At 42.4% G+C, this 6600-nt stretch carries 4 protein-coding genes and 1 pseudogene; 2 read left to right on the top strand and 3 right to left on the bottom strand.

Annotated elements, in window-relative coordinates; translation table 11 throughout:
- Both A6049_RS29080 and A6049_RS29075 read right to left on the bottom strand, forming a co-directional pair.
- Positions 1-243, bottom strand: a pseudogene (locus A6049_RS29080) (glycosyl hydrolase family 8); the annotation flags it as partial.
- 467 nt (positions 244-710) lie between these two features.
- Entirely contained in the window at positions 711-1931 is a 1221-nt protein-coding gene (locus tag A6049_RS29075) for a TraB/GumN family protein (RefSeq protein WP_063567920.1), read from the bottom strand.
- 1060 nt (positions 1932-2991) lie between these two features.
- Here A6049_RS29075 and A6049_RS29065 point away from each other — a divergent pair.
- The gene (locus A6049_RS29065) at positions 2992-3294 is read left to right on the top strand and encodes a hypothetical protein (RefSeq protein ID WP_063567918.1); all 303 of its coding nucleotides are present in this window, start codon (positions 2992-2994) and stop codon (positions 3292-3294) included.
- A 182-nt stretch (positions 3295-3476) separates the two neighbouring features.
- Here A6049_RS29065 and A6049_RS29060 read toward each other — a convergent pair whose 3' ends face one another.
- A complete protein-coding gene (locus tag A6049_RS29060) occupies positions 3477-3842 on the bottom strand; it encodes a hypothetical protein (RefSeq protein ID WP_063567917.1) in 366 nt (121 codons plus the stop codon).
- A 1080-nt stretch (positions 3843-4922) separates the two neighbouring features.
- On the opposite strand from A6049_RS29060, the gene A6049_RS29055 reads away from it, so the two are divergent.
- Entirely contained in the window at positions 4923-6569 is a 1647-nt protein-coding gene (locus tag A6049_RS29055) for an RNA polymerase sigma factor (protein WP_063567916.1), read from the top strand.
- Positions 6570-6600: the final 31 nt, after the last annotated feature.

The following is a 6600-nucleotide window of genomic DNA, read 5'->3' as shown; positions in this document are numbered from 1 at the left end:
CTTGCCTGTGCCCGCCGTTTTCAGATAAGCCGATTTCCAGCTGTCCCATTTCGCTTTCACGGAGCTATCCATCGCACTTTGCGTAACATGGTTAGGCTTGATCGAGCCGCTGGTATATGTCGTTTGCTGCGGAAACGGCTTGTTTGGAGCGGCGAAAGCAAAGCTCGCCGGAATCAGAAGAAAAGCGAGACAACACATCATAACAGCCTTGCTGCTAACCGAAAATCCCCTATTTTTTCTCATAAATTTACGCTCCTTTTAGGTCCAAATGGGTTTTGATCCATGACATAACCTTTAAGCCTAAAATTCAATGCAGCATCTTGATGGAGAAACCATGATTCGATACTCGCGAGACACAATCACCTCCGCCTTAAAGTTAAAGCGCTTTAACTTTTAAAACGCTTACATTTATTTTAAATGCTTTTCTAATATTTGTAAATAGACATTTCTGAGATTGAATCTAAAGTCCTGAATCGACATTTGACAGTAAAAAAAAACGGGAATCAATGCACGGGGGTTTCTTACCGTAATTAATATCAAGCCTTCATTCACTCACGTATAGACGACTACTTGCTTCTTCGCAGGCATACAAAAATCCCCTCAAGCTTCCAGTGCCAGTGCTTGAGAGGGATTTTATACGATCTCTTTTTTCACTATTGTCTATCATGTGGAGAGAATACCAAACTCCCATATAAGGAGCTATAATTATATTATTTTCGTACCACTGTATATCCTTTATCTTTCAGCAACTTCACAATCCCATGATCACCCAAGTAGTGCGCTGCACCAACAACGATGAAATACTCTTCACCTTTGCCGTTTTTCAGGTAACCATCGATCTTATCAGCCATTCCAACATTACGGTCGATCAGCATTGCTTTGTTGTATTCTTCATCATCAGAGAAGCTGTTCGTCAGCTCCAACAGTTGTTCGTCATTCCCTGTCTTCCACATTTCGGCCATTTGATTCACGCTGTCATCCAACACATCAAAATTGTCCAAAGTCGCTTTCAATGTTTTCTCTTGCAGCTCCTTGGAGAAGTCATTGAACATTCCCAATTGAGATTCATAGGATTCCAACTCGATTACCGGAAGTTTGCGCTCAATTGCCTTCTGTATGAAGTATAGGTCAACCCCCGAAGAAGCTTCATAGCCCGCTTTCATGGATTTCAGGCTGGCCAGTGTGCTCTCCACTACCCAAGGCTTAAAGGTATCCAGTGCATTCGCTTCCAATCCATTCTTCTTCAGAATGTCTCCCACCTGAGCATACGTCTCCCTGGAGATGTGATCTTTCAGTGTTGTGCCATCCTGATACGAGCCCAGATCCAGAACAATCTTCTGCTGCGCTTCGTCAGCCGCTTTGCTGATATCGATCTCTACGCCTAGGTAATCCGCCTCGGCAAAGGCTTCTTCAAACTCCTTACGCAATGGATAAAAGCTTTCATCCGCAATATGCATAGAACCTACCAGGTACACGGTGTTGCCGTTGCTTTCGACTTCCCACATGAAGCCACGTCCACCGGTTTGAACAGTTTCTGTTTTGCCACCTTTGGAAACCAGTAGCACTGTGCGTGTAGTAGCATCCCAACGGACCTCATAACCAGTTGCATCCCCTACAATACGGATAGGAGCGTATGTTACGCCATTAATACGTGTAAGCTTGCTCTTCAACGTAATCGTCTTGCCGTTAACGACGGCTGTAATTGTATCATCCGTTGCTGTCGTCAGCTTCACGTCCATTGCGTTCAGCGTGGAGCGTAGCGGCACAAGTGTTGTTCCTTTATCGTTAATCGGTGCACCTGCCGTATATTCAACCGTTTCGTCATTCACCTTTACCGATGTCTCTTGCGGAGAGGCCATAGCCGGTACTGCGGATGCGAGCAAACCTACGGAGATCGTCAGAGACAAGAGCATGCGTTTCCAGTTTTTCATATTATGTATTCTCCTTTAAGCAATATAGTAATTTGAATAAAAGATATTTTGATTATTATGAATTTAGCAGAGAAGATGCTCCTCTTTAAAGCATAGCACCTTCTCTGCTTTAATTACTCAAGCCAATTCCGTTCCGGATCATGAAGGTTCTATTGAACCACTAATTTAAAATTGAATACAGTGTTGTGTGTTGTCATAATTAATGAGAAAAATCATGGATAATGCCTTATAAATCAAGTCATTTTTTCATATTTACCGAGAGTAACTTAACGCTAACGTTATAGAATCTCCATCTTTTTCACAAATGCTGAGAAAAACAGCAAATCCTCATTTGTATATTTATGCATAAAATTGTTGACGAATTAAACCGGATAATCCTAAGGTACCAATAGCAAAAGACCGCTCTCTTTTTACTTTGAGAAGCGGTCTTTTGCTATTGTTTTAAATTTAACTCATATATCCAATTTATTAACTGTTTATATTAGTAATTGTCTCTATCTTATTGCGTTATAAGTAATGAGACTGTTCATTAGAAGGAAGACTGTCATTAGTAAATAAAAATGATAAGTGGCTTATTCAAGCTGACACTTTCGATACCGAAGCCTACGAGAAACTTGTCCCACAAAATAAAAAATAATTCTATTGAGTATAGTAAATCTTAATTTTAGGTCCAAGTAAATTGCGATATTAGCAATGCTTGGGCCTTTACTCTTACCAGTTCATTATCTTCAGGAATAAATCCCAACGCCTACTATTCTTCTAACCTAACTCCTGCTTCACATGAGGGTGATGATCTATAAGATACAGTCGATCGATTCGTAAGGTGTACTTTTTACTTTTCACATCCTTGATCACATCAATCAAAGAAAACTCGTTCGCTTCAGCAGTTCTACTCAAGTAACTCAACAAAGACTCATTGTGGTTTGGTTTCAATCGTATAAGATACACCAACTCACTCCTAATCTACTTCACTTCGTAGGGATGACCTCGGAAATCAAATCTTGAGCAAGCATTCGAGAACCACTAATTCCTTTAAGGTACTTAAGAGGACCTTCAGCGGTTGCAAAACTATTCCTTTGGGCCTCTTTCATCTGATGACTATACAACTAAAGAATGGTTCAACCACTACTCTTACGGAGATATAACGATAAAGCTTGCCCAGTATCCCACTAATGGTAGCGGGACTGTATCTATCGAGTATACTTTGAGAGCTTCTGAAAAAAATAGCATACCAATCGCTGGTAACTATTCAAGTGCTACTAAAACAATAACTTTTTCCAATGTTCAAGCGGGTACTTATGCTTTGCAAATAAAAAGTATTGGAACTACAACTGCTAGTGGATATGGATCAATCAATGATTAAGTAAAACAAGAAGGCCAAGAAGGAGCCATTGTCGAAAACAATGGCTCCTTATTTATGAAGTGAAATTACTATTTTGATGAACTTGATGGAACATCAGTATCAGTCGGGTTTTCATCATTTAAGGTTTTATTTAAGAGCAACGAATTGGGATAATTTTTAAGAAATTCTGCTTCATCTACTTTTTAAAAAAACTCGCCTTCAAAAATTAGTTGATTCGTATTAGGCCCGATTTGATCTAAATTTCTTGCTATCTCCGATTCCTTAAAGATACTTTTTTCATCTGCTCGCACGAACATGCCATGAGGTGTATATAGTTGACTATAATACCCTTTTGCGATTTTTGATTCTACGGATTCTACGTTTTTTACTGATTCTTCGGATTCTACGGATTTCACGTTATTTGTTGAAAAATTAGTGTTAACAGGATTTTCATCTGTCTTATTTACGGTTTCCATTTCTGAATAGGTGTCTGCTTTTGAATTCGATATTAATGCCACTCCTGAAATAATAATCACTGCAATGGCTATTAAATATATTTTTTTAAACATATTATCCTCGCCCTTCCTATAACAATAATTATTTCCTACTTTAAAACATTATATTCACCCAAATGTTGAACGAATCGATAAGGTCTGTTAAGGAAAAGATTCAACTATAAAATGTTTTATTTTCCTAATTTTATTATACTAGCATTTAAAGTGCATGTGAACATCAGTTTACGATAAAATGCATTTCCTTACGCATTAAATCTCAATTCTCCTCTAGGTATTATTATGTTCCATCCAACATGGACAACACGCCGGATAGCGATCGGGCGAATCAGAAGGTAAACCGTTCCATTTTGTTTCACCTGGAGGATATATGAACGTGTTATCAAAGAAGGGCGTTGTTTGCTGAAGAGATACTGAAAAATGGTGAACGTGTAGCTGCCCCGATACATAGGTATGAAGTAGAGTTATCTCACGGATGGTTCCCGGTCATTGACCTATCGTATATCTGAGTTCCGTTGAGTCTGTTGTGCCGAATAGCTGTACAATAATAAAGCCCGCCGGGAGTGAATCGGCGGGCTAACCTTTTCCTACAGAAGTAGACCCAATGTCTACAATAATATGATATGTACCTCTTGAGAATAAGTGCAAATTTTAACTTGATTAAAAAATAATCTTCCTGTTATTTTGAAATAAAAGCAGCCGATCATTTTGGTCAGCTGCTTTGTTTGTTGTATGAGCTATCGTTTCCCGTTAGTTTAATGAGCCTCTATTATGCATTTGAATAATTAATCCAGACCACTCCTGGTTAACCACGGAACGAAGGAGTACCCCAAGTACCCGAACAAGAACTTCGGCTCGTGCTCCTAGTTTGTATCCTCCCATAGTTGAACGGAAAAGAAGTATATTTATATACTAAAAGTGAGACCTTTACATCTAAAGTAATCTTCATCTTGTTTAACAAAAAATTCATAACGTCTCTTTAACCATTTAAATGACCTACTCATGATGTTTGTAATTATACGTGTATGATTGATCCGGTAGGACGTCCAAATGTTTTTTAAAATAATCCCAACCTTTATTTCGCCTGGCACACTATATAATTGTCAGGAATTACAGATGCAACTATGGAGGCAAAAGATGGATTCAATTAGTAAAAACGGAAAAGAAGCGGCGGAAGCGATTCGGAGCTATGTCAAACCGATTTTCGGTTTTGCCTTAAACCGGGTCAAGCAGCGGGCCGAGGCGGAGGATCTGGCTCAGGAGATAATGCTGCAGTTGTTGAAATCCTTCTCTGGGGTGCGGGACATTAGAAACCTTGACGCTTACGTCTGGACGGTTGCCCGATACACTTGGGTGAATTGGTTGAAAAAGCGTACGCACGCTCCCCAAGCGTTCGAAATCAACGGCATGTCCGAACTGTCTGCTGCCCCTTCCCGGGAGCCGCTTGACCGGCTGCTGGTAACCGAAGCTTACCGCGAGCTCCGCCGAGAAGTCGCGTTTCTGTCCGACATTCATCGCCGGATCGTGGTCATGCATTACTACGAAGAGCTTAAAATCGGCGATATCGCGATTGCTCTGAAAATTCCTGTCAACACAGTGAAGTGGCATTTGAGCGAGGCTAAAAAGAAGTTACGGAAAGGGATGAAACGTATGCGTGCAACAGGAACTTTAAGTGTCAATCCGGTCAGCATGGGGGAAATGGGCCATTCCGGTTCGGCCGGCAGACTGGGCGAAACCAACGATTTTCTTGGACGCGCCTTGGCGCAAAATATCGTTTACGCGGCTTATCACAAGGCGCGTACCGTACATCAAATCGCGGAGGAGCTCGGAATGCCGCCGTCTTTGCTGGATGGCGAAGTCCGGCACCTGGCAGAATACAATTTTCTCATCCAAACCTCTCCCGGCAAATATCAAAGCAATACCATCGTCTGGGACCTCTTCGAGTTGGCCGTAGCCGGTCATCAATTTTGGCAAGATTGCGCCGCCGAAGTGGCCGATGTTCATTTTGACTCGTTAATTGAAGTTCGCCGGCAAGTCGAGGATAGCGGAGTGTACATTCCGGACGGCGACTATAACTTCCTGCTCTGGACCTTGCTGCCCAAGAACGTCGAGGAGCAATCTTGGCGGAGCATGCCGGCGGGCGAAAACTTCGATGCGGTCGCACCAATGCGAAAGGACGGAGGTCAGTATATTGCCTATGCGGCGTTAAACCGGAGCCACGATGCCGATCCGGGTTTTGATTTGAGTAGTTACGTCACCTTCGGTCCGTCGCTCCGCTACGTCGAAGACACTCCCTTATACTTGTGGCAATTCAATACGTACTGGAGTGACCGCCAGATGGATTGGCGTTTCCTGGAATACCGAAATGTCGAGATTTGTCATGCGTTCCAACAAGGGGAACTGCCCGACAACGAAGAGAACAGCGAGCAATATTCGTTCCTGCTGGAGAAGGGGTACATCCGCAAGACGGAGGAGGGATACAAGTTCAATGCGGTTTGGATCGACTCTCCGCAAACGTTGGATCGGTTGAACAAGGCAATGCCGGATTTGTCCGCTCTGTATGCGCCTGCTGTCGGCAAGCTCTACGACAAAATGCTCAAGCTGTTCCTGCAAAATCAGCCGAAGCATTTGGAGCCACAGCTTGCTTACATGGTGAGAGGCAACACCGGCGGAGGCCGGCTTGTCGCTTATATTTTGAAGCATTTGGTCGATAACGGGAAGTTGAAACCGCCGTTGCCGCACCAGCAGAAGACGATCTCAACCTGGATGGGGCCGGTCAAGTAAGTCAGTTCGGAAATGTATATGAAGAAAGGCC

Source organism: Paenibacillus sp. O199, from assembly GCF_001636635.1.
GTDB lineage: Bacteria > Bacillota > Bacilli > Paenibacillales > Paenibacillaceae > Paenibacillus > Paenibacillus marchantiae.
Note: the sequence above shows the minus strand (reverse complement) of the source record. Positions and strands in the feature narration are given on the sequence as shown.